The 24,222-nt window shown below is 70.0% G+C and carries 22 protein-coding genes; 13 read left to right on the top strand and 9 right to left on the bottom strand.

The features are described 5' to 3' along the window. The first annotated feature begins 19 nt into the window (after nt 1-19). Nucleotides 20-517 (top strand): flavin reductase family protein, encoded by a 498-nt coding sequence (locus FCN18_RS15030; protein ID WP_137095390.1) that lies wholly within the window; start codon nt 20-22, stop codon nt 515-517. On the opposite strand, the gene FCN18_RS15025 is transcribed toward FCN18_RS15030, so the two are convergent. From FCN18_RS15025 to FCN18_RS15000, 6 genes are all read right to left on the bottom strand, one after another. Beyond that, a complete protein-coding gene (locus tag FCN18_RS15025; protein ID WP_158303105.1) occupies nt 487-1,554 on the bottom strand; it encodes a LacI family DNA-binding transcriptional regulator in 1,068 nt (355 codons plus the stop codon). The genes FCN18_RS15030 and FCN18_RS15025 overlap by 31 nt on opposite strands. Nucleotides 1,555-1,622: 68 nt before the next feature. Then, nucleotides 1,623-2,276, bottom strand: a complete 654-nt coding sequence (locus tag FCN18_RS15020) for a TetR/AcrR family transcriptional regulator (RefSeq protein ID WP_158303104.1) — start codon at nt 2,274-2,276, stop codon at nt 1,623-1,625. A gap of 10 nt (nt 2,277-2,286) precedes the next feature. Next, nucleotides 2,287-2,718 carry a Zn-ribbon domain-containing OB-fold protein gene (locus FCN18_RS15015; RefSeq protein ID WP_137095388.1) on the bottom strand — a complete coding sequence of 144 codons (432 nt, stop codon included), beginning with the start codon at nt 2,716-2,718 and terminating at the stop codon, nt 2,287-2,289. Continuing rightward, nucleotides 2,715-3,881: a thiolase family protein gene (locus FCN18_RS15010; protein WP_112267498.1), complete on the bottom strand. Its 1,167-nt coding sequence runs from the start codon at nt 3,879-3,881 to the stop codon at nt 2,715-2,717. The genes FCN18_RS15015 and FCN18_RS15010 overlap by 4 nt, the downstream gene beginning before the upstream one ends. Beyond that, nucleotides 3,878-5,128 carry an amidohydrolase family protein gene (locus FCN18_RS15005; RefSeq protein ID WP_112267496.1) on the bottom strand — a complete coding sequence of 417 codons (1,251 nt, stop codon included), beginning with the start codon at nt 5,126-5,128 and terminating at the stop codon, nt 3,878-3,880. Before FCN18_RS15005 ends, FCN18_RS15010 begins: the two co-directional genes overlap by 4 nt. A 44-nt stretch (nt 5,129-5,172) precedes the next feature. After that, nucleotides 5,173-6,405 carry a CaiB/BaiF CoA transferase family protein gene (locus FCN18_RS15000; RefSeq protein ID WP_112267494.1) on the bottom strand — a complete coding sequence of 411 codons (1,233 nt, stop codon included), beginning with the start codon at nt 6,403-6,405 and terminating at the stop codon, nt 5,173-5,175. 303 nt (nt 6,406-6,708) lie between these two features. On the opposite strand from FCN18_RS15000, the gene FCN18_RS14995 reads away from it, so the two are divergent. Genes FCN18_RS14995 through FCN18_RS14970 form a run of 6 tightly spaced genes read left to right on the top strand, consistent with a single transcriptional unit; the run spans nt 6,709 to nt 13,645 of the window. Continuing rightward, nucleotides 6,709-7,524, top strand: a complete 816-nt coding sequence (locus tag FCN18_RS14995; protein ID WP_112267492.1) for a mycofactocin-coupled SDR family oxidoreductase — start codon at nt 6,709-6,711, stop codon at nt 7,522-7,524. Then, entirely contained in the window at nt 7,524-8,996 is a 1,473-nt protein-coding gene (locus FCN18_RS14990) for an aldehyde dehydrogenase family protein (protein ID WP_137095387.1), read from the top strand. Before FCN18_RS14995 ends, FCN18_RS14990 begins: the two co-directional genes overlap by 1 nt. Before the next feature lie 13 nt (nt 8,997-9,009). Further along, the gene (locus tag FCN18_RS14985; RefSeq protein ID WP_113643861.1) at nt 9,010-10,284 is read left to right on the top strand and encodes a cytochrome P450; all 1,275 of its coding nucleotides are present in this window, start codon (nt 9,010-9,012) and stop codon (nt 10,282-10,284) included. Beyond that, on the top strand, nt 10,281-10,502 hold the full coding sequence (locus tag FCN18_RS14980; RefSeq protein WP_112267486.1) for a ferredoxin: 222 nt from the start codon (nt 10,281-10,283) through the stop codon (nt 10,500-10,502). The genes FCN18_RS14985 and FCN18_RS14980 overlap by 4 nt, the downstream gene beginning before the upstream one ends. Beyond that, on the top strand, nt 10,499-12,049 hold the full coding sequence (locus FCN18_RS14975) for an ABC transporter substrate-binding protein (protein WP_137095386.1): 1,551 nt from the start codon (nt 10,499-10,501) through the stop codon (nt 12,047-12,049). Before FCN18_RS14980 ends, FCN18_RS14975 begins: the two co-directional genes overlap by 4 nt. Before the next feature lie 36 nt (nt 12,050-12,085). Continuing rightward, entirely contained in the window at nt 12,086-13,645 is a 1,560-nt protein-coding gene (locus FCN18_RS14970) for an ABC transporter substrate-binding protein (protein WP_137095385.1), read from the top strand. A 4-nt stretch (nt 13,646-13,649) separates the two neighbouring features. Here FCN18_RS14970 and FCN18_RS14965 read toward each other — a convergent pair whose 3' ends face one another. Next, nucleotides 13,650-14,594: a cyclase family protein gene (locus tag FCN18_RS14965; protein WP_158303103.1), complete on the bottom strand. Its 945-nt coding sequence runs from the start codon at nt 14,592-14,594 to the stop codon at nt 13,650-13,652. Nucleotides 14,595-14,669: 75 nt separating this feature from the next. Between FCN18_RS14965 and FCN18_RS14960 the strand changes: the two genes are divergently transcribed. Beyond that, complete coding sequence (locus FCN18_RS14960; protein ID WP_112267478.1) at nt 14,670-16,217, top strand: AMP-binding protein; 1,548 nt, start codon at nt 14,670-14,672, stop codon at nt 16,215-16,217. Nucleotides 16,218-16,581: 364 nt separating this feature from the next. Here FCN18_RS14960 and FCN18_RS14955 read toward each other — a convergent pair whose 3' ends face one another. After that, on the bottom strand, nt 16,582-17,535 hold the full coding sequence (locus FCN18_RS14955) for a helix-turn-helix transcriptional regulator (protein ID WP_147263911.1): 954 nt from the start codon (nt 17,533-17,535) through the stop codon (nt 16,582-16,584). A gap of 218 nt (nt 17,536-17,753) precedes the next feature. On the opposite strand from FCN18_RS14955, the gene FCN18_RS14950 reads away from it, so the two are divergent. The 5 genes from FCN18_RS14950 to FCN18_RS14930 are packed head-to-tail and all read left to right on the top strand — an operon-like array spanning nt 17,754 to nt 22,890. Beyond that, nucleotides 17,754-19,292, top strand: coding sequence for a class I adenylate-forming enzyme family protein (locus FCN18_RS14950; protein ID WP_158303102.1), 1,539 nt, complete (start codon nt 17,754-17,756; stop codon nt 19,290-19,292). A 20-nt stretch (nt 19,293-19,312) separates the two neighbouring features. Beyond that, complete coding sequence (locus FCN18_RS14945) at nt 19,313-20,500, top strand: lipid-transfer protein (RefSeq protein WP_112267472.1); 1,188 nt, start codon at nt 19,313-19,315, stop codon at nt 20,498-20,500. Further along, nucleotides 20,497-21,261 carry a crotonase/enoyl-CoA hydratase family protein gene (locus tag FCN18_RS14940; protein WP_112267470.1) on the top strand — a complete coding sequence of 255 codons (765 nt, stop codon included), beginning with the start codon at nt 20,497-20,499 and terminating at the stop codon, nt 21,259-21,261. The genes FCN18_RS14945 and FCN18_RS14940 overlap by 4 nt, the downstream gene beginning before the upstream one ends. Before the next feature lie 4 nt (nt 21,262-21,265). Then, nucleotides 21,266-22,066 (top strand): SDR family NAD(P)-dependent oxidoreductase, encoded by an 801-nt coding sequence (locus FCN18_RS14935; RefSeq protein WP_112267468.1) that lies wholly within the window; start codon nt 21,266-21,268, stop codon nt 22,064-22,066. After that, a complete protein-coding gene (locus FCN18_RS14930) occupies nt 22,063-22,890 on the top strand; it encodes an SDR family oxidoreductase (protein WP_113643869.1) in 828 nt (275 codons plus the stop codon). Before FCN18_RS14935 ends, FCN18_RS14930 begins: the two co-directional genes overlap by 4 nt. 17 nt (nt 22,891-22,907) lie before the next feature. Here FCN18_RS14930 and FCN18_RS14925 read toward each other — a convergent pair whose 3' ends face one another. Beyond that, a complete protein-coding gene (locus tag FCN18_RS14925) occupies nt 22,908-24,152 on the bottom strand; it encodes a PucR family transcriptional regulator (protein WP_137095382.1) in 1,245 nt (414 codons plus the stop codon). Between the last annotated feature and the right edge of the window lie 70 nt (nt 24,153-24,222).

Genomic DNA, 24,222 nt, shown 5'->3' with positions numbered 1-24,222 from the left:
CGACGAAGGGACGTACGCCATGAGCGTGGACGCGAGTCCGGGACGGAGTGAGCCCGCCCGGTTGTTCAAGGAGGCGATGGCGAGCTTCCCGAGCGGGGTCACCATCGTGACCACCGCCGACGCCGAGGGCCGGTGGTGGGGCTTCACGGCGACGTCGTTCTGCTCGGTGTCGATGGACCCGCCGCTCGTGCTCGTGTGCCTTTCGCGGTCGGCGCGGTGCCATCCCGCCTTCCAGCGGGCCTCGCACTGGCTGGTGCACGTGATCGATCCCGCCGACGCCGCGCTCGCGCTGCGCTTCGCGAGCAAGGGCGCGGACAAGTTCGCCGACGCGGGGTTCACCGTGGACGAACGTGGGCTGCCCGCTCTCGACCGCGCCTGCGTCCGGCTGGACTGCGCGACGCACGCGCGGCACCCCGGCGGCGATCACACGATCCTGGTCGGCGAGGTGGAGCGAGCTCACCTGCGCCCGGCGACCCCCGCCGTCTACTACCGGCGGGACTTCCGGTCGCTCGCCTGAGACCCTTTGGGCGCGGGTCCGGTGGACCCGGCGAGGTGCAGCTGGGCCGTGACGAACTGGGGCTCGGGTTCCCCGCCGCGCGCGGGCCCGCTGTCGAGCACGGTGCCGAGCAGGCGCGCGGCGCGCAGTGCCAGATCCTGGTAGTCGACGGTGATCCGCGTGAGCGGGGGATCGCTCAGCGCGAACCAGCTCGGGTGCCCGTAGACGACGAGCGACAGCTCGTCGGGCAGCCGCCTGCCGCTCTCGTGCACGGCCCGCGCCGCGCCGATCGAGAGCGCGCCACCGCCGACGATCAGCGCGGTGGGCGGGCGCGAGCCGTCGAGCAGGTCCCGCACGCCACGCCCGCCGTTCTCCGTGGTCGGCTCCAGCAACCGCGTCGCGAGCGCGCCGCGGTCCAGGCCGGCGAGCTGTAGCCCGCGGCGGATCCCGCGCAGCCGGGCGGCACCGTTCGACAGCGCCTCCGGCGTGCCGAGATATCCGATCCTGGTGTGGCCGAGCGCGGCGAGGTGCAGCACCGCCTCGGACATCGCCTGCTCGTCCTCGCTGAACACACCGGGAGCCGCGATGCCGCACGCGCGGTGGAACTCCACGACGGGCAGGTTCGACAGGAGCTGCTTGCTCGCCTCGAGGATGTGCGTGCTCGGCGAGATGATCAGTCCGGCGACGCGGCTGGCGACCAGGTCCTTGAGCTGGTGGAGCTCCCGCTCCGGGTCGTTCTCCGTGATCGTGAGGATCAGCTGGGTGCCGTCGGCGGACAGCAGCCGCGCGCACTCCGCGGCGACCGACGAGTACGCGGGCGTGTCGACGTAGGGGATGACGAAGCCGACGAACGCGCGGCTGACGTTCGCGCTGAGCGCCCTTGCCATGCGGTTGGCCACGTAGCCGCGCGCCTCGGCGTGCTCCCGGATCCGCTGCGCGAGCTCGGGCCGCACGGCGGGGCTGCCGTTGAGCGCCCTGGAGATCGTCGCGGTCGACACCTCCAGCTCGGCGGCGAGGTCGGCGACGCTGACCTTGGTCACCCGTCCGCGCGTGCCCACCGCGACCTCCCCGGAAATGTAACGTATTACATCGCACCCTAGGCTGGGCTCGGTCGCGGACGCAACACTCAGCCGGGATCGCCGTGCAGGGCGGTGAGGCAGAACCGCCAGACGTTCTCGGCGAGCGCGCCGTGGTGACCCGGTTCGCCCGGCCCGAGGATCATCGTGTGAAACGACGTCGTGACCACCGACGTGATGATGTGGACGTCCCAGTCCACATCGGCCGGACGGATTTGCCCTTCCTCCTGCGCGGCGAGCACGAACTCCTTGAGCAGCGCCTCGTAGGAGCGGCTCGTCTCCGCGATCGTCTCCGGGCTGGTGACGGCCAGCCGCATGTGCTCCTTCGCGATCACCCGGCTGACGGTTCCGTTCTCGCGGCGCCACTCCAGCGGCCAGGTGACCGCGAGCCGCAGCCGCGCCAGCGGATCGTCGGCGCTGGAGAGGATCTGCTCCCGGATGCGCGGGGTCGCACCGGCGACGGAGGTCATGAAGACCTCCTTCAGGAACTCCTCCTTGTTCGCGAAGCACCGGTAGAACGTCTTGATCGCGACGTGGGCCCTGCGCACGAGCTCGTCGATCGTGTACGTCGTGTCGCCGCGTTCGAGCAGCAGCTGCTGCCCCGCCGTGACGAGTTTCGTCCTCGGCCCGACGTAGGACCCCGCGTCGGGGCGTACGGTGGCGTGCCGGGCGATTCGCCCGGCCCAGCCCGGCTCGACCTGCACGGGCGCCAGCCTATCCGGGTCCAGTGCTCTCTCCCTCCTGTGCCGTTGGCCGGAAGACGGGCAGCACGACGCCCTGCCCGATGTCCTCGAAGAAGACCTCCAGCCGCATCCCGAGCTCGAGCCGCGCGGCGCCGAGCACGGTGGAGTGCACCAGTGGTCCTTCGTCCAGCTCCACCACCGCGACGTTGGGCGGCGGGTCGGCGAACGAGTTCGCGTACCGCTGGTGCACCACGGTCCAGGAGTGCAGCCGGCCCTGTCCGGTCGCCTCCTTCCACACCATCGGCGCCAGGCCGTGCCGAGGGCAGCCGCCCGCGGGCCAGACGGCGTGATCGCACGTCGTGCACCGGAAGAGCAGGTAGCGGCCCTGGCGGCAACCCTCCCAGAACTCCTCGTCCACCCGGTCAGGGGCCACGTCGCCCGGGTAGGGCCTCGGCGCGCTCACCGCGGCCTGCCCAGCACGAGCGAGACGTGGGCCCACGACCCGTGCACACCGCCGTTGCCGCCGCTGCCGCTGACGAGGCACAGTTCCGCGTCCGGCACCTGGTTCGTCGGGGCCTGTCCCCGCACCTGCAGGATCCCTTCCGACAGCGGCGTGAACCCGGTGGCGTAGAAGCCCGAGAGCTGCCCGCCGCCGGTGTTGGTGGGCAGGCTTCCGCCCGCGGCGGTGTGCCCTTCGGCGACGAACGCGGGCGCCTCGCCCTCGCCGCAGAACCCGTACTCCTCCAGTTGCAGGAGTGTCGCGATGGTGAACGGCGCGTAGAGCTGAGCGCTCGACATGTCCTCCGGGCCGACGCCCGCCTCGCCGAACGCCCGCCGCGCGGCGTCCGGCGCCGCACCGAAGCGGCTGACCATGGTGCCGTCCCACCAGTTCGTGATGTTGTGCCCGCAGCCCGCGCCGAGCACCTCCACCGGGCTGCCCGCGCAGTCGGCGGCGCGGGCAGCCGAGGTGAGCACGATGGCGGCGCCGCCGTCGGTGGGACGGGAGCAGTCGAGCAGGCGCAGCGGGTCGACGATCATCCTGGACGCCTGGTGCTCGGCCACCGTGATGGGCTGTCCGTACCCGATCGCGCCGGGCCGGACGCTGCCGTGATCCCGTTCGACCACCGCCACCGCGGCCAGGTCCTCCGAGGAGGCGCCGAACCGGTCGAGGTAGCGCCGCGCCGCCAGCGCGTAGACCGCGCCCGGTCCCACCAGCCCGTACAGGTACGGGTAGCCGTAGCTGTACCCGCCGATGTCGGATCTGCCCGCGCCGCCGTGGTTCGGTTCCAGCTTGGGCGCGTCGCCGGTGAACGCCTCCCCGTAGACGCTCAGTACGTACTCGGCCTGCCCGGTCGCGAGGAGCCCGGCGGCCACCACCACCGACAGCGCGGGGGAGGCGCCGCCCGAGCTCAGCGCGAACGACATCCTCGGTGACAGGCCCGCGTAGCGCAGGTCCTCGGGCATCGCGCCGAAGCAGATGCACGTGTCGATCTGCTCCCGGCGCAGTCCCGCGTCGTTCAACGCCGCGTCGATGGCCTGCCTGCGCAGCTCCCTCGAGGAGAACCCGAGCCGGCGACCCTGCGGGCTCAGGCCGAGCCCGACGATGGTGGCGCCGGCGTCGCTCACGCCACGCCGCCGGGCACGGGCAGGTTCGCCGTGTCGGCCGGGGTGAACTGGAACAGCCGCTCCGCGTTGCCCCGCAGGACCTTGTACTGCACCTCGGGGCTCATGCCGGCGAGCCGGTCGCGCGCGAGCTTGATCGAGTTCGGCCACGTGGTGTCGGAGTGCGGGTAGTCGGTTTCGATCATCACGTTGTCCTCGCCGATCAGGTCGAGGTTGCGCAGCCCGGCGATGTCGTCGATGAAGCAGCCGTAGATGTGGTCGCGGAAGCTCTGCCGGATGTCGAAGTTGAGGTAGTCGATGGTGTGCGCGCCGTCGTCGGTGCGCTCCTGTTTGCTGCCCTTGCCGGGGTCGTAGTCGATGCCGCGCTGGAACCAGAAGCGCTGCTTGTCGATCACCTGCTCGGCGCGTTCGAGGAAGTAGGGGATCCAGCCGATGTTGCCCTCGGCGAGCGAGATCTTGAGCTGGGGGAAGCGTTCGAACACTCCGCTGAACAGCCAGTCGAGCATGGTGCCCGAGGTGCGCACGGCGCCCCAGGACAAATTGGCCATGAAGTTGGTGTTCGAGTTGATCGACGGGATCTGCGACGACGAGCCGACGTGCATGCAGAGCACCACGCCGCACTCCTCGGCGGCGCGGAAGAACGGGTCCCAGTACCGGTCGGGGTCGTTGATCGTCGGCAGGCCGAGTGGCTCCGGGTTCTCGCTGAACGCGACCGCCCGCACGCCGCGCTCGGCCACCCGGCGGACCTCGGTGGCCGCGGCCTCGGGGTCCCACAGCGGGATGAGGGTGAGGGGGATGAACCGGCCCGGCGCCGTCGCGCACCACTCGTCGATCATCCAGTTGTTGTAGGCCTCGATGCAGGCGAGCCCGAGCTCCTTGTCCTCGCCCCGGTAGAAGGTCTGGCCGCAGAACGCGGGGAACGTCGGGAACGTCATCGACGCGAGGATGCCGCCCTCGTTCATGTCCTCGACCCTGGCCGCCGCGTCGTAGCAGCCGGGCCGCATCTCGTCGTAGCCCAGTGGCTCGGGGCTGATCTGGTTCTTCGCCCTGCCGACGGTCGCGGACAGCCCGCTGGCCCGCTGCTTCATGCCGAGGTAGTACCAGGTGCCCTTGCCGTCCTCCTCGATCACGAGCTTGGGCCCGCGGTCGCGGTAGCGCTCCGGCAGCCACGTCTGCCAGAGATGGCCCGGTTCGAGCACGTGGTCGTCCACCGAGATGAGCCAGTTGAGGTCCGGTTGCGTTGCCGTCATGGCGGTTGGTCCTTTCCGTGTGTTGGCTGGTGGTTCGTTCCCGGTCACACCACGCCGGCGTCCTTGAGCCGGGTGATCTCGGCCCAGTCGCAGCCGAGTTCGAGGAGGACCTGTTCGGAGTGCTCGGCGTGCTCGGGAGCCCGGCGAAGCTCGGGCACCTGCTCGTCGAACTGCACGGGCGCGCTCATCAGCCGGACCTCGGTGCCGTCGTGGTCGACCGGGACCGCGTAGCCGTTCTCGACGACCTGCGGGTCCGTCGCCGTCTCCCGCATCGAGCGCAGGACCGCCCACGGGCCCGCGAGATCGGAGAGCCTGCGCTCCCACTCCCGCAGCGGCAGGGCGGCGAAGACGCGTTCGAGCTCGGCGACGCAGGCGTCGTGGTTCGCCGAGCGGGCGGCCGCGTCGGCGAACCGTTCGTCCGCGAGCAGGTCGGGCCGGTCGAGGTGGCGGCACAGGTCGGGCCACCACCGGTCGGACTCGATCATCATGAGCGCGATCCACCGCCCGTCCCCGGTCCGGTACGAGCGTGCGATGGGGTTGGCCGAACGTCCCGTTACCACGGGGAATTCCCGGTCGAGCCCCCAGCTGTAGAGGATCGCGCTGGAGTGCTGCCAGAGCGCCGACCCGAGCAACGACACGTCCACAGTGGAGCCCACGCCGGTTCGTTCCCTGCGGTACAGCGCCGCCGCGATGCCGAACGCGAGGTTCATCGCGCCCGCCTTGTCGCCGAAGGCGGGAGGCTGGGGCAGTGGCCGGTCGGCGTCCTCGGCGGTGAGCGCCGCCGCGATCCCGCTGCGCATCCAGAACGACGTGAAGTCGTACCCGCCGCGGTCGGCGTCCGGCCCGCGCGCGCCCTGCGCCGTGGCGCGGGCGTAGACGATGCGCGGGTTGCGGGCCCGCACCGTGTCCTCGTCGAAGCCGAGCTTCCGCCGTGCCGGGCCCCGGAAGTTGGTGACGAAGACGTCGGCCCTTTCCACGAGCCGCAGGAGCAGCTCGTGTCCGCGCGGGTCACGCAGGTTGAGCCCGACGCTGCGCTTGCCCCGGTTGGTCTGTGCCGTCACGACGTTGACCCCGCCGACCATCGGCACCACGCCGGAGGAGGCGAGGCCGCGCTGCGGGTCTCCGGTGACCGGATCCTCGATCTTGATCACCGAAGCGCCGAAGTCGGCCAGCACCGCGGCCGCGGCCGGAGCGAACGTCCACTGGGCGACCTCCAGCACCTGGACGCCATCGAAGACGGGACCCGGATCGTCCGGCGGCAATGATGCCGATCGCATTGTCGTCGCTCCTCCACGGTGAGGGGGTCAGCTGCGAGATGCGGGGGCGGAAATATCGCTCTCCGTCAACGCGTCGGCCTTCGACGGTATCCGGTAGAACCGCATATGTCCATAAGCTTCTCCATGCGCTTTGAAAGGTCTATTTACTGCGAGAATATCGTTCTCTTGACTCGCGATCGTGTTTGCTCTTACTCTGCGAAACGCGATCGGGAAGGCCGGTCGCTCAATCGTTCTCGGCCCGCTCGAGGTGTGGCCGGTTTCCCTCATCCCGAGCACGGGCACTCATCGAGGAGGCGCCGAATCATGGGGCAGCTGGACGGCAAGGTCGCGTTCATCACCGGTGCGGGCCGAGGTCAGGGCCGATCGCACGCCGTGCTGCTCGCCGAGCACGGAGCCGACGTGATCGCCGTGGACATCGGCGCCGACATCCCGACCGTCCCGTATCCCATGGCCACGCCCGACGACCTCGCCGAGACCGCGCGTCTCGTCGAACAGCAGGGCAGGCGGTGCGTCACCGCGATCGCCGACGTCCGCGACATCGGGGCGCTGGCGAAGGCGCTCGACCACGGCATCGCGGAGCTCGGCGGCGTGGACATCGTGCTGGCCAACGCCGGCGTGCTGCACAGTGACCGGACCGAGCAGACGCTGGAACAGGCCGCGGCCCGGTGGGCCGACGCGGTGGGCGTGATGCTCACCGGCGTGTTCAACACGCTCAAGGTCGCCCAGCGTCCCTTGGTCGAACAGGGCCGGGGCGGATCGATCGTGATCACCGGTTCCACGGCGGGACTCAAGGGCATGACCGACGGCTCTGGCGGCATGTCCGGCTACACCGCGGCCAAGCACGGCGTGGTGGGCCTGGCGAAGGGCTGGGCCAAACTGCTCGGCCAGCACGACATCCGGGTCAACGTCGTCCACCCGACGGCCGTCGACACGTTCATGATCAACAACCCGCAGTCGCCGATGGTCGACTCCAGCAACTTCGCCCAGATCACCAGGGTGCTTCCGGTGGACCGGCTGCAGCCGGCCGACGTCAGCGCGGCGATCCTGTGGCTCGTGTCCGACGCGGCCTTCGCGGTGACCGGGGTGGCACTGCCGCTCGACGCGGGCATGAGCCTCTGATGACCGCGTCCACCACCGGCCTGGAAGGCCTGCGATCCTATGTGGATGGTGACCACCTCGGCGGGGGAGATCCGCTGCGGGTGACCGACCCGGCCACCCTGTCGACCGTGGCCGAGGTGCCGACAGCGGGGGTCGCCGACTTCGAGCGCGCGGTGCTGGCCGCGCGCCGTGCCTTCGACCGCGGCGACTGGCCCGGGATCCCCGCCGCCGAACGGGCGGCGGTCGTCCTCCGGTTCGTCGCCGCGTTGGAGGCCCGGCGCGAGCACCTCGGCGAAACGGTCGTCGCCGAGACCGGAGCCCTCGTCGCCTCGGCGAGGGGCGTCCAGGTGGACGGCGCGCTCGGACAGGCTCGCGACGCCGTCCGTATCCACGCGTCGCTGCCGGAGGAGGAGCACAACCCGGTCCCTCTCGACGCGCTCGTCACCGGAGGGCGGGTCGCCACGAGCGTCCTGACGTGGGAGCCGCTCGGCGTGGTCAGTGCCATCCCCGCCTACAACGTTCCGTTGTTCCTCGCGCTGTGGAAGGTCGTCCCCGCGTTGCTCGCGGGCAACACCGTGGTGCTGCGGCCCAGCCCGCTCGCGCCGCTGACGGTGCTGGCGCTGGGTGCGGCCGCGAAGGAGGCCGGTCTTCCTCCTGGCGTGCTGAACGTGCTCGTGGAACAGGGCGACGCCGGAGCGCGGCTGATGACCACCGACCCCCGGGTCGACGCGGTGTCCTTCACCGGCTCCACGTCGGTCGGGTCCGCGATCATGGAGCAGGCCGCGCCCACCCTCAAGCGCGTGCTGCTCGAACTCGGCGGCAAGTCGGCCGGGATCTACCTGCCCGGCGCCGTCGACCGCGCCGCTGACGGCATCGCGACGGTCATGCGGGCGATGGCAGGGCAGGGGTGCGTGCTGCAGACCCGCGTGCTCGTGCCGCAGGCCCGCAAGGACGAGGTGCTGGCACAGGCCGCCGAACGCGTCGCCGCGCTGCGGCTCGGCGATCCGCGGGACCCGGAGACCGACGTGGGACCGGTGATCAGCGCAGCGCAGGTCACCCGCTGCGCCGACCACGTCGCGGCCGCGCGGCGGCACGGCGGCCGGGTGGTCACGGGCGGCAGGCCCAGACCCGAGCTGGGCGGCCACTTCTTCGAGCCGACCGTGGTGGACCTCCCGGACACCGCGAACCCGCTCGCGCAGGAGGAGACCTTCGGCCCCGTGGTCTCGGTGCTCGGCTACCGCGACGTGGACCACGCCGTGGAGCTCGCGAACGACACCGTGTACGGGCTGTCCGGCGGGGTGTTCGGGCCCACCGAAGAGGCGCTGGCCGTGGCCAGGCGGATCCGCGCGGGCACGGTGCTCGTCAACGGCGGCTACTTCGGCGCGTTCGCCTCCTCGGGTGGCTGGCGGCGGAGCGGCGAATGGCGGGAACGCGGGCGCGAGGGCATCCGGGCCTACCAGCAGGCCAAACACCTGACCGCGGTGAGCCACTGACACAGGAGACGACATGCTCGACGAGATCGCTCAGCTCGATCCCGCCATGATCCGCACGCTGTTCGACACGAGCGGGCAGTTCCGCAGATCCAGGTCCGGCGGGGACTACGTCGAAAACTTCCACACCGACCTCAGGCTGGCTCGCGAGTCCGGCCCGGTGCACGTGGGCAGCGTGGAAGAGGTGCTCGGCGCGGTCGATCCCGAACACCCGTTGCCGTACCCGGAACCGGTCTACTCCGCGTTCAGCTTCGACACGGTCAACACCGTGTTCCGCGACCCGGAAACCTACACCTCCGACGCCATGCGCGGCACCTTCGACACCTTCGGTCGCAACATCCTCGCGATGGGCGGCGCCGAGCACGCCAGATACCGGGCGGTGGCCCAGCCCGTCTTCGCCCGCAACATGACGCAGTGGTGGATCGACCGCTGGATCGCCGGCATCACCGACAGCCTGCTGACGCGGTTCGAGCGGCGCGGGCGTGCCGACCTGAACCTGGAGTTCTGCGCGCTGCTGCCGCTGCTCACGATCACCGGCAGCTTCGGGGTGCCGATGGACGAGGCCCTGCGTCTGCGCGAGCACATCGAGCAGATGATCAGCGCTGGGACCGAGCGCGCGGACCGGCTCGCCGCCTCGGCCGCCGCGGCCGACATCCTCCTGCCCGTCATCGCGCGCCGCCGCGGCGATCCGCGCGACGACCTGATCAGCAAGCTGATCAGCGAGTCCGTTGTGGACGAACACGGGACCCGGCACGCACTCACCGACGACGACGTGCTCGCCTACGCGCGCCTGCTGCTCACCGCGGGCTCGGGCACGACATGGCGGCAGCTGGGCATCACGCTCTGGGCGCTGCTCAACAACCCCGACCAGCTGGACGCGGTGCGCCGGGACCGTTCGCTGGTGCGCGCGGCCGTCGAGGAGTCCCTGCGCTGGGAGGTCACCGACCCGACCTTCTTCCGGCTCACCGCGCACGACACGACGCTCGGCGGGGTGGACATCCCCGCCGGGTCCCGCGTGGCGCTGTGCCTGACCGCGGCCAACCACGACCCGAGCCGGTGGCCCGACCCGGACCGGTTCGACATCTTCCGGCGCGTCAAGCCCCATCTGTCCTTCGCCAGCGGTCCCCACGTGTGCCTTGGCATGCACGTCGCCAGGGCGGAGATGTCCGTGGCGCTCAACGCGATCCTCGACCGGCTGCCGGACCTGCGCTGGGATCCCGACGCACCGCGTCCGGTACTGATGGGCCTGCACATGCGCGCCCCGAGCGACCTGCCGGTGGTGTTCGGATGACCGGTGGCGAGCGGCTCTCACTCAGCGTCACGCCCGAGACGTGCGCGGGCACCGGGGTGTGCACGTTCTACGCGGCAGGCACCTTCGAGCTCGACGACGACGGCAGGGTCAGCATCGTTGACGAGCATGGTGACCCCGACGACGACATCCGCAACGCCGTCGAGGCGTGCCCCACCCGATCCCTGCGCCTCGGGCCGTCCGGGGGAGGCCGGCCATGAGCAGGCGCGGGCGGTTCCTCGCGCTGGCGCTGGCGGCGGTTCTCCCGCTGTCCGCGTGTGGCGGCCCGGCGGCAGGCCCGGCCGACCCTGGGCGACCGGTGGCGGGCGGCAGTGCGCGCGTCCTGCAGATCACCGAGCCACGCGGGCTCGATCCCGCCGCGCTCAGCAACGAGTACGTGCTCACCGCGTTCCTCGGCAACGCGCTCTACGGGACGTTGATGGTGAACGACCCGAAGACCGGCAAGATCGAGCACACGATGGCCGAGGGCTTCGCCACCACCGACGGCGGCGCGACCTTCGAGCTGAGCCTGCGGCCGGGGCTGCGGTTCTCCGACGGCAGCCCGCTGGACGCCGCGGCCGTGAAGGTCAACTGGGACCGGCTCAAGGACCCGGCCACAGGGTCGTCCTACGTGCACGAGGCGTCGATGATCGCCTCAACGGCGGTGCTCGACACCACGACCCTGCGGGTGACGATGGCCGAACCGGTGCCGAACTACGCGCAGGCCGTGGTCACCAGCTCGCTGAACTGGATCGCCTCACCGAAGGCGCTGCGGGCCGGGCAGCGGGCATTCGACGAGAAGCCGGTGGGCGCGGGCCCGTTCACGCTGGAGTCGTGGGCCCGGCAGGACGCGATCGAGCTCGTCAGGAACCCCGGGTACTGGGATGCGCCGAAGCCGTATCTCGACCGCCTCACGCTGCGCACGTCCAGCGACGGCAGCCAGCGGCTCAACACCGTGGTCAGCGGGGGCGCGGACGTCGCCATCGAGACGAACTGGGGCAACCTGGCGAAGGCCCGCGAGGCCGGCCTGAACACACAGCTCGTCCCGCTGAACGGCGGCATCACCGTCGCCATGAACACCCGCAGGGCGCCGTTCGACGACGTGCGGGCACGCAGGGCGGTGGCCGCGGCGCTCGACCCGCGCGCGATGGGCGTCAGCGTCTACAACGGAGAGAACCTGGCCGCTCCCACCTTGTTCACCGACTCCTCGCCGTTCCACACGGACCTGCCGCTGGCGAGGACGGACAAGGCCGAGGCGCAGCGACTGTTCGACGAGCTGGCCGCCGAGGGCAAGCCGGTCTCCTTCACCTTCACCAGTGGACCCACCACCGAGATCAGGGCCATCGCCGAGAACGTCCAGGCGCAGCTCAGCGCGTTCGACAACGTCCACGTCGAGGTGAAGGTCGTCGACATCACCAAGGTGCTCGCCCTGCGCAGCACCTACGACTTCGACATGCTCGTCGGCTCCGCCTACTTCGCCGACCCGGAGACCCGGCTGTGGACGGCTTTCCACGGCGACTCCAGGCGCAACCTCGCCGGTATCGACGACGACCGGCTCGACGCCGGGCTGCAACGGGGTCGCACGGCGACGTCCACGGGGGAACGCAAGGCTGCCTACGAGGAAGTCCAAAAGCGACTGATCGAGCTGGTGCCCGCCATCTTCGTCAGCAGGCCGGCGCCCAGTGTCATCACCGGCTCGAACGTCGGCGGCGTGGTGCAGTACGGCCACGGCTCGCTCCTCCCGGAGGAGCTCTGGATCCAGCCCTAGCACGTCCCATCCCGAACGGCTGATGAGAGGTCAACGATGATCCGAAACAGGCCATTACCGGCGCTGGCGGTCGCCGCGGTGCTACTGCTCAGTGCGTGCGGCGGCACGAGCGCGGACCAGGGCGGCGCCACGGGTGAACCCGTGGCGGGCGGTACCGCCCGCGTCATCCAGATCAACGAGCCGAGGAGCCTCGACCCCGCGATCATGGGCAACGCGTGGGCGTTCAACGCCGTGCTCGGCAACGCGATCTACGGCACGTTGATGGTGAACGACCCGAAGACGGGCAAGATCGAGTACAAGCTCGCGGAGAGCATGGTCACCGAGGACGGCGGTGCGACCTTCGAGCTGACGCTGCGGGAAGGGCTGACGTTCTCCGATGGCAGTCCCTTCAACGCGGAGGCGGTGAAGTTCAACTGGGACCGCATCAAGGACCCGGCAACCGGCTCGGCGGCCTCGAACATCCAGGAGGCGTCGCTGGCGAAAACGACCGAGGTCGTCGACACGAGGACCTTGAAGATCACGATGGTCGAGCCGATCCCGAACTACGCCCAGGCCCTGGTTTCCAGCTCGCTGAACTGGATCGCCTCGCCGACCGCGCTGCGGGCCGGGCAGCGGGCGTTCGACGCGAAGCCGGTCGGCGCCGGCCCGTTCACCGTGGAGTCGTGGACCCGTCAGGACTCCATCGAGCTGGTGAAGAACCCGAAGTACTGGGACGCGCCCAAGCCGTACCTCGACCGAATCACCCTGCGCAGCATCAACGACTCCACCCAGCGGATCAACACGTTGACGAGCGGGGGAGCCGACGTCGCCGTCGACACGAACTGGGCGACGATGGCCACGGCCCGCGACGCGGGGTTCGCCGTGGACACCATGCCGCTGAACGGCGGGCAGTACCTGGCGATGAACGCGCGCCGGGCGCCGTTCGACGACGTGCGGGCGCGCCAAGCCGTCGCCGCCGCGCTCGACCTGCGCGCGATGGACACGACCGTCTACAACGGCAAGGGCTCACTCGTGCCGACGCTGTTCACGGAGTCCTCGCCGTTTCACTCCGGCCAGCAGCTGGTGAAGACCGACAAGGCCGCCGCGCAGAGGCTCTTCGACGAGCTGGCCGCCGAGGGCAACCCCGTTTCGTTCACGTTCAAGAGCTATCCGTCGCCGGAGAGCAAGGCCGTCGCCGAGAGCGTGCAGGCGCAGCTGAGCACGTTCCGCAACGTCGAGGTGCGGGTCGAGATCGTCGACCACACGGAGGTCGCGTCGCTGCACGCCAGCCACGACTTCGACATGCTCATCTCGTCGGCGTTCTTCATCGACCCCGAGCCTCGCTTGTGGACGGTTTTCCACGGGGACTCGCGGGGCAACGTGACCGGGATCGACGACGAACAGCTCAACGCCGCGCTGCAGCAGGGCCGCGAGTCGACCTCGGAACAGGAACGCAAGGCCGCCTACGAGCGAGTGCAGCAGCGGCTCGCGGAGATCGTGCCCGGGATCTTCTACACCCGGTCGGCGGCCAGCGCGGTCAGCGCCGACAACGTGGGTGGCGTGGTGCAGTACGGCTACGGCTCGCTGCTACCCGAGGAACTGTGGATCCAGCCGTAGCTCCTCACTTGAGGGCGAGCGGGTTGAGCGGCGACCCGACGCCCCCAGGGAGGTTCAACGGGGCCGCGACGAAGAGGCACTCGTACCGGCCGTCCCGCGTGCAGTCCTCGGCGAGCCCTTCGAAGTCGAAGAGCTCGCCGAGGAGCAGGCCCATGTCCCTGATCGCCAGCATGTGGAACGGGATCCTCGGCCCGCGCCCGGCCGGGCCGAGCACCTCGACCGCGAAGTTGTCCGCGCAGACGGCCGCGATCCCGTGGTCGCGGATCCAGCGGGCGCACTCCCACGTGAGCCCTGGCGAACCACCGGCCCCGACGTCGGCGCCCCGGCGTTGCGCGGGCAGCGTCCCCGTGCGCAGCAACAGCACGTCGCCGGGTTCGGGCGCTATCCCGGCGGCGTCGAGCACGGCATCGAGATCGGCAGGCCGGACCGGGTGGCCCGGCGGGAGGAAATCGGTTCCGAGGTGGCGGGGGAGGTCCGCGAGGACGCCGCGCGACACCACTCCCTCGGCGAGGTTCTGGATCGAGCAGTGCAGAGCACCCCAGGCGGTGAGGGCGGACTCGTGGTGGACTCCGTTGTAGAGCAGGTCGTCGTACCAGAGGTGCGAGAGCGCGTCGAAGTGCGTCGAGGAATGAGTGCCGAGGATGACCATGTCCTCGGCCGAACGGAACTCCGCGAGCCGCCCGTGCGGGTCGTCGCCCCGGTAGCGCGTCATCGTGTGGATGGGGTTGAACCGGCCGCTGGTCCGCACGTCGTGGGGCCCGTTCTCGTCGGCCGGGATGGACAGCGCGAAGCGTGCCCCGCGTCGCACCAGGCGCGTCGCGGCGCTCACCCGTTGCGGGGTGATGAGGTTGAGGGTGCCCAGCTGGTCGTCGTCACCCCAGCGTCCCCAGTTGCTCAGCTCCCGGCCCAGTTCCCGGATTCCGTCCAGATCGATCGGCGGAGTGCCCATCGCTGCTCCCTCCATAAGGGACGGTCAGAACGAAGCTAGCACGTTTTCGAACGGTCGAGCATTGGAGTTGCAGGCATGCGAACGATTCCCGCCGCGTTGGTCGAGCGATACGAGGAGCAGGGGTGGTGGACCAGGGACACGCTCGGCGACCTGTTGGTGCGCGGTCTGGATGCCGCCCCGGACACCCCGTTCCGCGTGCATTCCACGGTGCGGCCGTTCTCGGGAACGTTCCGCGACGTCGAACACCTCGCCCGCAGGCTCGCGGGTGGCCTGCGGGCTCGAGGGGTGGGGCCCGGTGACGTGATCGCGTTCCAGCTGCCCAACTGGATGGAGGCGGCGGCGGTGTTCTGGGCGTCGTCGTTCCTCGGCGCGGTGGTGGTGCCCGTCGTGCACATCTACGGCCGCAAGGAGCTCGGCTACATCCTCAAGGCCGTGGAGCCGAAAGTGTTCATCACGGCGGCCGAGTTCGGCAGGCTGCGCCACCAGCCGGACCTGTGCGCCGGTGTACCCGTCGTCGGCGTGGTGGGCGAGGATTTCGACGACCTGCTCGGTCCGGAGCCGATGCCGGGCCTGCTCGCGGCGAACCCGGCGGGCCCCGCGGTGATCGCGTTCACCTCCGGCACCACCCGCGATCCCAAGGGAGTCGTCCACAGCCACCAGACCCTCGGCTTCGAGACGCGACAGCTCGCGGAGCGCTACCCGCCCGACCGGGGAGACCAGCTGACCGCCGCTCCGGTGGGGCACTTCATCGGGATGGTCAACGCGTTCCTCGTGCCGGTGCTGGAAAGGACCCCGGTGAACCTCGCCGACGCCTGGGACCCGGGCGCGGTGCTGGATCTGATCGAGGGGGAGGGACTCACGATCGGAGGCGGAGTGCCCTACTACGTCACGAGCCTGCTCGACCATCCACGCTTCACGCCGGCGCACCTGCGCGGGCTGCAGTACGCCGGGCTCGGCGGGTCCGCCGTGCCCGCTGCGGTGGCGGAGCGGCTGGCGGGCCTGGGCATCACCGTGTTCCGCTCGTACGGCAGCACCGAGCACCCGTCGATCACGGCCGCGCCGTACACCGCGCCCGCGAGCAAACGGCTGTACACGGACGGCAAGGCCCTTCCCGGTGTGGACCTCCGGCTGGCCGAGGACGGCGAGATCCTCAGCAGGGGGCCGGACCTGTGCCTCGGCTACACCGACGACACGCTCACGGAGGCGGCGTTCGACGAGGAAGGCTGGTACCACACCGGCGACATCGGGGTGCTCGACGACGACGGGTATCTCACGATCGCCGACCGGAAGGCCGACTTCATCATCCGGGGAGGCGAGAACATCAGCGCACTCGAGGTCGAGGAGGTGCTGCTGACGCTCGAATCGGTGGGGGAGGTGGCTGTGGTCGCGGCGCCCGACGACCGGCTTGGCGAACACGCCGCCGCCATGGTGCGCGTCCGGCCGGGGCACGCGATGCCGACGATCGACCAGGTGCGCGCCCACTGCGAGCGGGCGGGCCTGGCGAAGCAGAAGTGGCCCGAGGAGCTGCACGAGGTGGCCGACTTCCCCCGGACACCCAGCGGCAAGGTCCAGAAGTTCGCTCTCCGCCGCGACCTCGTGACCCGGAGGAGAACGGAGGGTTGAGGCGAGGTCGGACGGACCGGCGGTATGTCGGTGCCGAATGCCGGACGCGTTGCCGCGCCGGAGCGGTCTGGTGCCCTGAGCGCGGTGTCGACGGGTCGCGCCCGGTGTCCGCCGCCGACGAGGTCGGCCGGATCTTTCTCGCGTTCTGCCTACGGTTCGTTCCCGCAGCTGGCCTGACCGCGGGAGTCATTCTCGCTGCGTGGGGTGAAAGCACGCCTTCAACACGCCCGCCACGCACCACGGTGAGCAGGTGATCACCCGTCAGCGACAAGATCGCGGGCAGCGCCCGCGAGCACGGCGCATTCGACGACCTCGGTGGACATTCCGGGCAAGGCCGCCGGCGACCATGCGGCTCGCCGAGGGGTCAGCGATGAGTACCACGCAGTTCGCGGGGTGTCATGCCGAACCGCTCCCGGAAGGCCGTGCTGAACCTACCGGGAGAGGCGAAGCCGCAGCGGTGGGCGAGCTCGGTGATGGTCGTCTGGTTGTACGCGGGACTGACGAGCCGATCGTGCGCGAGCGACAGTCTCTCCTCCTTGATCAGCTCACGGGAAGTGGTCCCGGCCCGCTGTAGTGCCAGTTGGATCTGTCGCACCGACCACCCCAGCGCGGCGGCGATCATCTCGCTGTTGAGGTCGGGTTCGTGCGCGTTGTCCCGCACGTAGCGGCGGATCGCCGCCTCGATCTCGCTGAAGTGATCACCGGCGTTGACCATGTCGGTGCCCACCAGTACGCACACCAACTCGATCAGCCGGTCGACCACCGCGTCGAACTGGTTCGAGGAGAGCTGGTCGGCCATCCGCAGGGCGCTGTCCAGCAGATCGTGCACGACACCACCCAACCCGGCCGCCAGGTCGATGGGCGCGACGAACTCGGTGGCCTTGTTCAATCGGTGGTGAATGGTCCGGCGCTCGATGGTGACCGCCCGCAGCCGCGCGTGGTGGGTGTGGGTGACGTCGAACGGCTGGGTCGTCGCGATCAGGGCTCCGTAGCCGGGCCGCAGGGTCGTCCTGCTGAAGTCGACGCTGACGTCCACCGCACCCGCGACCGGCAGGAGCAGGACGTACGAGTCGATGCCGTCCTCGCGCATGTGCTCGGACCTTCTGCGATACCGCACCTGCGGCGAACGCCATGCCAGCACCTGGTTCCGCTCGGTGCGCAGCCGGGTCAGGGTGCTCGTTCCCTCGTCACCGTCGGGAAAGTCGCAGGTCATGTTGCACTGATAGCTGGTGGCGATCCGCCGCCAGAGCTCGCGCGATTCGCCGGGCGTCATCTCGGGTGTGGATGACCACTCGCTGCACAGCGCGGTATCAGGCACGGCTGTCTCCGGTCGTTCGAGCACTCCGCTCGGCACAGCCTAACCCACCTCCGCAACCCCCAGGATGCGCCGGCGCGCGGGGGGAGCTGTGCCGATCCACCACCACCGAGTGTCGGTTCGGTCCATTGTTGCGCGTTCCAGCGGCTCATAGCGTGACGTCACGGCCCGCGCGATCGTCGCGAATCGGGCATCCGGACATCTCACGGGAAGGTCTTGCGATGGACCTTGCGAGTTTGATTCGCACGGGAGGCAAGCGGCACGCGGAACGGCCGGCGATCGTCTGCGACGGCACGATCCAGACCTACGAGCAGGTCTACCGGCGTTCCTGTCAGCTGGACAACGCGCTGGCGGAACTGGGCGTCGGCCAGGGCGAACGGATCGCCACGCTCACCGACAACAGCCCGGAGGCGCTCGAGCTGATCCTGGGCATCGCGCTCGGTGGCTACGTACGGGCCTCGCTCTACACGCACAACAGCGCCGAGACGAACCTGTACCTGCTGAACAGCATCGGCGCGAGCGTGCTGATCGTGCAACGGCGGCACTACGACGCCATCGGTCCCCACATCGAGGCCGCCTCCACGGTGCGTCACGTCCTGGTGCTTGACGGCGCTGCGCCCAGCGGGGTCCTCGACTACGAGGAGCTCCTGGCAGCGGCGTCGTCCGAGGACCGCGGAATCGAGATGCCGCCCGACGCCCCGCAGACCATTCGGTTCTCGGCGGGAACGACCGGAAAACCGAAAGGGATTCTACATTCGGTGCGGGCGTGGACCGGTATGGGCACCGAGACGGCGTCGATCCTGCCGGTGCTGGGTCCAGAGGACTCGTACCTGGCCGGCGGCCCGTTGTCACACGCCACGATCATGCCGGTGCCCGGCGTGCTCGCGGCGGGTGGTTCCGTCGTCGTGCTCCGCGCGTTCGAACCAGGTGAGTTCCTGGCGGCTGTCGAGCGGCATCGCTGCACACTGACCTTCGGCGTCCCGACCATGGTGCAGCTCGCGGCGCGGCACCCCGCCGCTCGGACGACAGACCTCAGCAGCCTGCGAGCCATCGTCTACGGCGGTTCGCCGATGACCGAGACCGCGTTGAACGAGGCACGCTCGGTCTTCGGCGACATCATGCTGCAGCTGTACGGGCAGAGCGAGGGCGCCCCGGTCAGCTGCCTGCGCCCGGAGGATCACACCGCACGGGGCGGCCGCTATCTGCGGTCCGCGGGCAAGCCGACCGCGAACACCCGGATCACCATCGTGGACGAGAACGGTGTGGCGCTGCCTCAGGGCGAGATCGGCGAGATCGCGTTCGACACGCCGGGTGGGTTCACCGAGATCTGGGGGAACCCGGACGCCACCCGGGCGCGCAAGCTCCCGGACGGATCCGTCCTGTCCCGCGACATGGGATACCTCGACGAGGACGGATACCTCTTCATCACCGACCGCAAGGAAGACATGATCATCTCGGGCGGCTTCAACGTGTGGCCGGCCGAGGTGGAGAACGCTCTGGTCGCCCACCCCGCGGTTCGTGAGGCGTCGGTTGTCGGGATCCCGCACGACAAATGGGGCGAGACCCCGATGGCACTGGTCGTGCTGGCGGACGGCGCAAGTGCGTCCGAAGAGGAGCTGATCGCCTGGACGCGCGAGAAGGTCGGCCCGGTCAAGAGAGTCACCAGCGTCCGCTTCGGGACGGAACTTCCGAAGAGCCCTGTGGGCAAGGTGCTGCGCCGGATGGTGCGGGATCAGTACGGGCCGGGCGCCACACACTGAAGGATCGGAAAACAGAACGCATGAAACGTGTATTCGTCGTCGGTGTCGGCATGACCAGGTTCACCAAGCCAGGCAAGCCCGACCCCAACTACCCCGAGCTGGCCCGCGAGGCCGCGACCGCGGCGCTGACCGACGCCGGCATCACCTACCCGGACATCGAACAGGCCTGCGTGGGTTACGTGCACGCCGACTCGACCGCGGGCCAGCGAGCCGTCTACGAGCTGGGCATGACCGGCATCCCCGTGTTGAACCTGAACAACAACTGCGCGAGCGGGTCGTCGGCGCTGTTCTACGCACGGCAGCTCGTCGCCGGGAACCTCGCCGACTGCGTGCTGGCGCTGGGTTTCGAGAAGATGCGGCCCGGCTCGCTCGGAGCACCCGCACATCCGCAGGCGGCCAACCCGGTGGAGAAGTTCGTCGAGGCGGCTTCCCGGCTGCGTGAGCCGACCGGCGCCCCCATCGTGCTGGAGATGTTCCGTGCGGCGGGGCTGGAGCACATGGAGCGCTTCGGCACCACGGCGGAACAGTTCGCCAAGGTCGCGGAGAAGAACCACCGGCATTCCGCGGCCAACCCCAACGCGCAGTTCCGGGAGGTGTACTCGCTCGACGAGATCTTGTCGTCCACGCTGGTGTGCGATCCGCTGACCAAGTTGCAGTGTTCGCCCACCTCGGACGGTTCGGCCGCGGCCGTCGTGGTCTCCGAGGAGTTCGTCGAGCGGCACGGGCTCGCCGATCAGGCAGTCGAGATCGTGGGGCAGGTGCTGGCCACCGACACCGAGGACGCTTACGACAACGCGCTCAGCATCGTGGGCACAGGGGTCAGCAAGCGCGCCGCGGAGCAGGCGTACGAGCAGGCGCAGCTCGGCCCGGACGACATCGACGTGATCGAGCTGCACGACTGCTTCTCGATCAACGAGATCCTCACCTACGAGGCGCTGGGACTGTGTGCCGAAGGCGAGGGCGGGGCGCTCGTCGACGCCGGAGCGACGACCTACGGCGGCAAGTGGGTGGTCAATCCCTCCGGCGGGCTCATTTCCAAGGGACACCCGCTGGGGGCGACGGGCCTCGCCCAGTGTGCCGAGCTGAGCTGGCAGTTGCGCGGGGAGGCGGAGGGCCGTCAGGTCGACGGCGCCCGCGTCGGACTGGCACACAACCTCGGCCTTGGCAGCGCGGGCGTCGTCACCATCTACCGGAAGGCGGCGGCGTGAGCGAACTGGTTCGGCTCGAACGGCAGGGCGGCATCGCCGTCATCACGATCAACCGGCCCGAGCGGAAGAACGCGTTCGACCGGGCAACGGCATACGCGATGGAAGCGGCGATCGACGAACTGGACAGCGACGACGACCTTCGGGTCGCCGTGCTGACCGGCGCGGGCGGCGTGTTCTGCGCGGGGCAGGACATCATCGCCGCGGCCAGGGGCGAGCTCGGCAAGACGGAACGTCGCGGTGGCGCCGGGATCATGGCCCAGCCACCGGACAAGCCACTCATCGCGGCCGTCGAGGGACACGCCGTGGGTGGGGGGCTCGAGCTCTGTCTGAGCTGCGACCTCGTTGTCGCCTCGCGCACGGCGAAGCTGGGCCTTCCCGAGGCCAAGCGTGGCTTTCCCGCCATGGGTGGTGGACTGTTCCGGCTGCCCAAGCGAATCCCGTACGCCATCGCCATGGAGGCGGTGGTGACCGGCGCGACATGGTCCGCCGAACGGTTCCACGAACTGGGCCTCGTCAATCGCCTCGCCGAACCCGGCGCGGCGCTCGAGGTGGCGCTCGAGCTCGCCGCGGAGGTCGCGGCCGCGGCGCCGGTGGCGGTACGAGCGAGCAAGGCCATCGTGCGCCGCTGTCAGGAGTGGACGGACGCCGAGAGCTGGCAGAACCAGGTCCCGTTCGTCGACGAGGTGCTGAACTCCGCCGACTACCGCGAAGGATTGGCCGCCTTCGCCGAGAAACGTCAACCGGAATGGAAGGGGCGCTGACGGCGTGACTGAGACTCGACGGATACTCGACGTACAGGGCCGGGTCGCCGTGGTGACGGGAGCCGGGCAGGGTGTGGGCCGCCAGATCGCGCTGGATCTGGCCGCGCACGGTGCGAGCGCGGTGGTGGTGAACGATCTCGACGCCGAGCGCGCGGAGCGCGTGGCCGAGGAGATCAGGCGAACGGGCACGAAGGCGATGGGCGCGCAGTGCGATGTGGTCGACTTCGATGCGGTCGGCGCGATGTTCGCGGCGGCCCGTGACTCCTACGGACCGGTCGGAGTCCTGGTCAACAACGCGGGCAACCAGGGTGGGGACGCGCCGCCGCCCTCGGTGCCGTTCTGGGAGCAGGGCCCCGCGCAGTGGGCACCATCCATCGGCGTCAACCTGCACGGTGTGCTCAACTGCTCCCGGCACGCCCTCGCTCAGATGGTGGACGGCGGCAGCGGGGGGCGGATCGTCACCGTCATCTCCGATGCGGGCCGCGTCGGTGAGATCGGTGGTCTCGAGGCATACTCCGGGGCCAAGGCTGGTGCCGCGGGCCTCACCAGGGCGCTGGCGCGCCTCGGTGGCAGGTACGAGATCACCGCCAACTGCGTCGCGCTCGGCGCGACGCGCACGCCCGCGACCGAGCGGTTCCTCGCCGATCCCGAGCGGAACAAGCGAATGCTGTCGCAGTACATGGTGCGCCGGATCGGCGAGCCCTCGGACGCCTCGGGGATGGTGGTGTTCCTCGCCTCGGCGGCGGCGTCCTGGATCACCGGTCAGACCGTGCCGGTCAACGGCGGCTACTCGGTGACCCTATGACGGCGAGTCCTCCGAGTTCGCGACCCGAGGGCGTCGCGGCCTACACCTCCGGGATGTTCGGCGTCGGGGGGAAGACCGCGGTGGTGACCGGCGGTACCAGCGGTATCGGGTTGATGATCGCCGAGGGACTGGTGCGCGCAGGCGCACGGGTGGTGGTCTCGTCCCGCAAGCCGGAGGCGTGTCGCGCCACGGCGGCGGGGCTCGGCCGGTTCGGGTGGTGCACGGGCGTGCCTGCCGACGTGTCGACACCGGATGGCGTGGCGGAACTCGAACATGCGGTGGCCGATGTGTTCGGCGGCAGGCTCGACATCCTGGTGAACAACGCCGGTGCCACGTGGGGTGCACCGCTGGAGCGGTTTCCCGACGCCGCCTGGGAGAAACTGGTGAACCTCAACCTGACCGGCGTGTTCCGGCTCACGGTGGCACTGCTGGGTGCGTTGCGTGCCGCGGGCAGTGCCGAGGACCCTGCCCGGGTGATCAACATCGGGTCGATCGCCGGGCTTCGCGTGACCTCGCTGGAGAACTACCCGTACAGCGCCACCAAGGCCGCTGTGCACATGCTCACGCGTCACCTCGCCGGACGGCTCACGAATGACAACGTGACCGTCAATGCCATCGCGCCCGGTTACTTCGAGAGCCGGATGAGCGCGTTCGTGTTCGAGGACCCGCAGGCGAAGCGAGCGCTAGAGCAGTCCATTCCGATGGGACGGACGGGGGTCGCGTCGGACATCGCCGGCATGGTCCAGTTCCTGTCCTCACGCGCCGGCGCCTACCTGACCGGTGCGGTCATCCCGCTGGACGGTGGCGTCGTGGACTGTACGTGACCGCCGTTCGGCGACGGTCATGCGGATCGGGTGGAGCTGGCCAGTGGAGCCAGCTCCACCGCCACGCGCAGGGACAGGCTGGCCGGATCAACCCGCCGACCGAGCATGGCCTCTATCCGCTCCACCCGCTTCACCACGGTGTTGGGGTGCACGTGCAGACGGCGCGCGGTTCTGGTGGGACTGGCCAGTTCGTCGAGGTACACGCGCAGCGTCCTCAGCAGGCGCACGGCGAGTTCGTCCGTGCCGGCCAGCCTGCCCAGCTGCCTGTGGACGAAGGCGCTCGCGGAACCCAGGTCCCGAGATGCGAGCGAGGCGACGGCCACATCGTCGAAGACGACCGCCTCGCTCCCGTCCGTGAGCCCGGTGGCCTGTCCGACCCGGCGAGCCTCGAGCGCATCGAGGTGGCTGGCCCGGAAGCCCTCCACGCCCTGTTGCGGGGATCCCCATGCGCAGTGGATTCCCGCCGGTAGCACCAGCTCGCGCAGGATCTCCCGCCACGTGCCGTTGTGGCACGTGACCCAGCCGAACAGGCCGAGGTCATCGGCCGGCACGCTGAGGTGCTGGCGTGGCCGCAGGCGCTCGGTCAGCATCGTGATGACTCCGTCCAGCCGGTCGAGGCCGGACGGCTCGTCCACCCACGCCACGTACCCGATGTGGGTCGCGTTGAGCTGGTAGCCCAGGGCTTGTTCGGCTTCGGCAGGGCTCACGGATCCGCCGAGCAGCGCCGTGGTCACCTCCGAGCGGCGCGACATCGACCGCCGGTGCAGCAGTGCGTGCTCGGCGGCGTAGGAGGCGGCCGTTTCCTTGCTCGCGGTCTGGAAGTAGGCGAACAACCTGGCCGAGGCGAGTTCGAGGACCTCGGCCCGCTGTTCGGGCTCGAGCCGGTAGCGCCCGTCCCGCAACGCGGCGGCAATCCGCCGCCACAGGCCCGCGTGCATCTTCTCGAAGGCACGCAACAACGCCGGAAGCGACGGCATGTCCTTCCGTGCGAGCGCACGGGTGTTCCTGCTGATGAAGGACGGCAGCGTGAGCTGCCCGTCGCACGGCGAGTGACGGATGCTCTCGGCCAGCGCGATCAGATGCACGCGTACCGAGTGCCTGATCTCGCCGCGTGGATCGACGCGAGCGACAGCGAGTTCGGGAATCTCGGTGAGCTCGTAGTCCACCAGCGAGTCGAGCAGGGAATCGAGTTCCGCGTCCAGCCAGCGCGCCATCCAGTCCAGCGGCCGCCACTCCGCCTCGGCCCGGTGATCGATCGTCATTGACCTGACCATGGCAAGAGGCTAGTCCGATCGGCCCAGCGGGGACTTGCCCTCGCGCGCACGAGATTTC

Origin of the sequence: Prauserella endophytica (assembly GCF_005146945.1) — a bacterium.
GTDB classification, from domain to species: domain Bacteria; phylum Actinomycetota; class Actinomycetes; order Mycobacteriales; family Pseudonocardiaceae; genus Prauserella_A; species Prauserella_A endophytica.
The sequence above is the reverse complement of the archived record's forward strand: the minus strand, read 5'-3'. Positions and strand labels throughout refer to the sequence as shown.